Annotated in this window: 1 protein-coding gene and 2 pseudogenes; all 3 read right to left on the minus strand. The window is 67.7% G+C overall.

Annotated elements, in window-relative coordinates; genetic code table 11:
* Nucleotides 1-1,279: pseudogene (locus tag VFA16_RS03035) on the minus strand (hypothetical protein); the annotation flags it as partial.
* 94 nt (nucleotides 1,280-1,373) lie between these two features.
* Nucleotides 1,374-3,566: a malate synthase G gene (locus VFA16_RS03040; protein WP_324966396.1), complete on the minus strand. Its 2,193-nt coding sequence runs from the start codon at nucleotides 3,564-3,566 to the stop codon at nucleotides 1,374-1,376.
* A gap of 48 nt (nucleotides 3,567-3,614) precedes the next feature.
* Nucleotides 3,615-3,849: pseudogene (locus VFA16_RS03045) on the minus strand (3-methyladenine DNA glycosylase); the annotation flags it as partial.

Below are 3,849 nucleotides of genomic sequence, written 5' to 3' on the forward strand. Positions count from 1 at the left end.
GCCACGACCCGCTGAGTAGCACGGTTGGATAGTCGGCGACCGCAACCGGTCCGGGCGGTACCCACGACCTTAGTGCGCCGGCGGCATCGTTAGACTGCCCGCGCTGGAAAACCTGCTCCTCGGTGGTGACCACCGCATGTACCGGCGCCGCGGCCGGATCGCCGGGTTTGAGCAACGCGTTCATCGCCTCGGTCAGCGAATTGTCTGCCAGCTTGGGCTGCGCGTCGATCAGCGTGCGCACTGCGCCGCTGCCCGCGGTCGGTGGCGCGCCGGGCGGCGCCGACGCGGCCGCCACCGCCTCGCCCGCCAGGTACGGGGCGTCACTGTTGCCGTCCAGCGGCAGCGCCAGCCGCAACGATCCCCAGGCCGGCAAGTTCACCGCGGCCAATGCGTCGGGCTTGGTCTGCAGCCCCGGCAGCGACGCCCAATTCTGGCTGGCCAGCGCATGTTGCAATTCGGGCCGCACCGCGAGCAGCACTGGCGAGCTGACCAGCGAGCGGCTGTCGCTGATGGTTTGCTTTCCTGCTGCCGCCGACAGCCGCGCCGCGGATACCGAGCTGCCCGGGATCCACAGCGCCGGACGGTCACCGAGCTGCGACGGCCACTTGCCGATGAACCCGTCGACGACGGCGTCGGAGCTGGCCGACTTCACGCTGACTTGCATGCAGTGGTCACCAACGGGGGTGGCCGACTTGTTGTAGCGCTCGGCGAACTGCTGCACACTGTCGGCGATCGTTGAGTCGGCGACGACGGCCACCGTCTCGGTGGCCCCGACGCAGCGCGCCGCGGCGGTGTGCGAGCGGTTGGACAACGCGTCACCGAAAAAGCGCCACAGGATTACCGCCGCCACCACGACAACGACCGCCACCAGCGCCGCGATCACACCGATGCTGACGCCGCGCGGGCCGCCGTCACTGCGATGCCCGCCGCGCCACTGGCTGCGGTGAGCCCGGCCGGTGGGCGGCGGCGGGGCGGGCGGCTGGTCGCCTTCCGGGAAATCCGGCTCTTCGCGAGCACTGTCGTGCTCGTCGCGGAACCCGGCGTGGTCGAGTTCGGCGTGGTCGAAGACGTCGTCGGGGAAGTCGTCCAGGTCTTCTTCGCCCAGGTGGTCGGCATAGCCCGGGTAGGGCTCCTGCCGCGGGTAGCCGACAGCGTCGGGGCCACTTACGCCGTGGCGACCCGTGTCCTCGTCGTCGTCCCAGCCCGGGTAGTCGTCCGGCAGGTCGTCGGACTGTTCAGCGGCCGAATCCTCGGGCTCGGGCATGCTGTGCCTACCCATGCCGGTCCCTGCACCCTTTCCGTGGACGAAGCGGTTCTGCTGCCGATTCGGCGCCGAGTTTACTCATCGGTAGCCACTGGATGCGCAGCCGAAATCAGCCGCTCGCACGAGCTTTGAACTCGCGGCGGCGCCGGTGCAGAATCGGCTCGGTGTAGCCATTGGGCTGCTGGGTGCCGGACAAGATCAGGTCCTGTGCCGCGAGGAACGCGATGCTGTCGTCGAAGTTGGGTGCCATCGGCCGGTAGGCCGGATCCCCGGCGTTTTGCTGGTCGACCATCGGCGCCATCCGCTCCAGCCCGGCCCGCACATCTTCGGCGGTGATCACGCCGTGCCGCAGCCAGTTGGCCAGCAACTGGCTGGAGATGCGCAAGGTCGCCCGGTCCTCCATCAAGTCGATGTTGTGGATGTCGGGGACCTTCGACGAGCCGATACCCTGGTCGATCCAGCGCACCACGTAGCCCAGGATCGACTGGCAGTTGTTGTCGACCTCTTCTCGGATCTCGTCTTGCTCCCAGGCCAGCTCCTTGGCCAGCGGGATGGTCATCAGCTGGTCGATGGTGGCACGCTTCTTGCCGGCCAGCTCCTGTTGCACCGCCACCACGTCAACCTGGTGGTAGTGCATCGCGTGAAGGGTCGCCGCGGTGGGTGAGGGCACCCAGGCGGTGCTGGCCCCCGCGCGCGGCTGGGCGATCTTCTGCTCAACCATGTCGGCCATCAGCTCGGTCATCGTCCACATGCCCTTGCCGATCTGGGCGCGGCCCGCGAATCCGGCGGCCAGGCCGACGTCGACGTTGTTGTCCTCGTAGGCCAGGATCCAGGGCTGGGTCTTCATCGCGCCTTTGCGCACCATCGGACCGCACTCCATCGAGGTGTGGATCTCGTCGCCGGTGCGGTCCAGGAAGCCGGTGTTGATGAACACGATGCGGTCGGCGGCAGCCTTGACGCAGGCCTTCAGGTTGACGGTGGTGCGCCGCTCTTCGTCCATGACGCCGACCTTGAGGGTTTTCTGCGGCAGTCCGAGCACGTCTTCGACACGGCTGAACAGCTCGGTGGTGAACGCGACCTCGTCGGGGCCATGCATCTTCGGCTTGACGATGTAGATCGACCCGGCGCGGCTGTTGACCAGCGGGCCGTTGGCGTCGCCGGCTTTGAGTCCGTGAATGGCGCACAGACCAGTAAAGAGCGCGTCCTGGATGCCCTCGAACACCTCGTTCCCGTCCGCGTCGACGATCGCATCGTTGGTCATCAGGTGACCGACGTTGCGGACGAACAGCAGCGCGCGCCCGGGCAGGGTGAATTCGCTGCCGTCTGGCGCGCTGTAGGTGCGATCTTGGTTGAGGACCCGGGTGAACGTCTTGCCGTCCTTGTCCACCTCGGCGGACAGGTCACCCTTGTTCAGGCCGAGCCAGTTGCGGTAGGCGCGGGTCTTGTCGTCGGCGTCGACGGCGGCCACTGCGTCTTCGAAGTCGACGATCGTGGTGACCGCGGACTCGAGGACGACGTCCTTGACGCCGGCGCGGTCGGTCTTGCCGATCGGCGACTCCGGGTCGATCAGAATCTCGATGTGCAGGCCGTTATTGACCAACAGTACCGACCAGGCGGGGGAGCCGAGTTCGCCGGTGTATCCGGCGAACTGGCCGGGGTCGGCCAGGCCGCGGTCGTCCTCGTCGCCCTCGCCGCTGACCACCAGGCGACCGTCGTCGACCTTGAAGCCGGTGGCGTCGGCCCAGGAGCCCGACGACAGCGGCACCGCCTCGTCGAGGAACTTGCGCGCATACGCGATCACCTTGTCGCCGCGGACCTTGTTGTAGCCGCTGCCCTTTTCGGCGCCGTCGGTCTCGGGGATGACGTCGGTACCGTAAAGGGCGTCGTACAAGGAGCCCCAACGAGCGTTGGCCGCGTTGAGTGCAAACCGCGCGTTGGTGACCGGCACCACCAGCTGCGGCCCGGCTGTAGTGGTGATTTCAGGGTCGACGTTGGCGGTGGTGATGGTGAAGTCTTCGGGTTCGGGCAGCAGATAGCCGATTTCGGTGAGGAACTCACGGTATGCATCGGGGTCGATCGGCTCGATGACGCGGTGCCGGTGCCACTTGTCGATCTGGCCTTGCAGCTCGTCGCGGCGGTTGAGCAGGTCCTGGTTCTGCGGGGTGAGGTCGGTGACGACCTTGTCGACGCCCGCCCAGAAGCTGTCCGGGTCGATATCGGTGCCCGGCAGCGCCTCGGTGTTGACGAAGTCGTACAGCACCCGGGCGACGCGCAGGTTCCCCACCGGCACGCGATCTGTCATCGTTCCTCCTCACTGGCAACTAGCCCAGCCTACCGGCCGGCAGCCTGACTACCCGCAGTCGACGGCCCGCAACAGCAGGTCACACTGGGCCAACAGCGCCGCCCGCAGCGGCGCGGCGCGCTGCGCGATCGCGCTCTGGCAACGCACGTACTCGGCACGGCCGGCGCCATGCTCAACCGCGATCGGCGAGTACCCGTAGCCGCTGAGATCATACGGGCTGGCCCGCATGTCGACCTCGCGGGCGGTTGCGGCGAGTTGCAGGCAGTCCAGCAGCAGCTCGGAG

This window comes from Mycobacterium sp. (assembly GCF_035653355.1).
Classification (GTDB): Bacteria; Actinomycetota; Actinomycetes; order Mycobacteriales; family Mycobacteriaceae; genus Mycobacterium.

Coding starts and splice junctions, on each gene's coding strand:
- VFA16_RS03040 (WP_324966396.1), bottom strand. CDS start 3,566: ATGACAGATCGCGTGCCGGTGGGGAACCTGCGCGTCGCCCGGGTGCTG.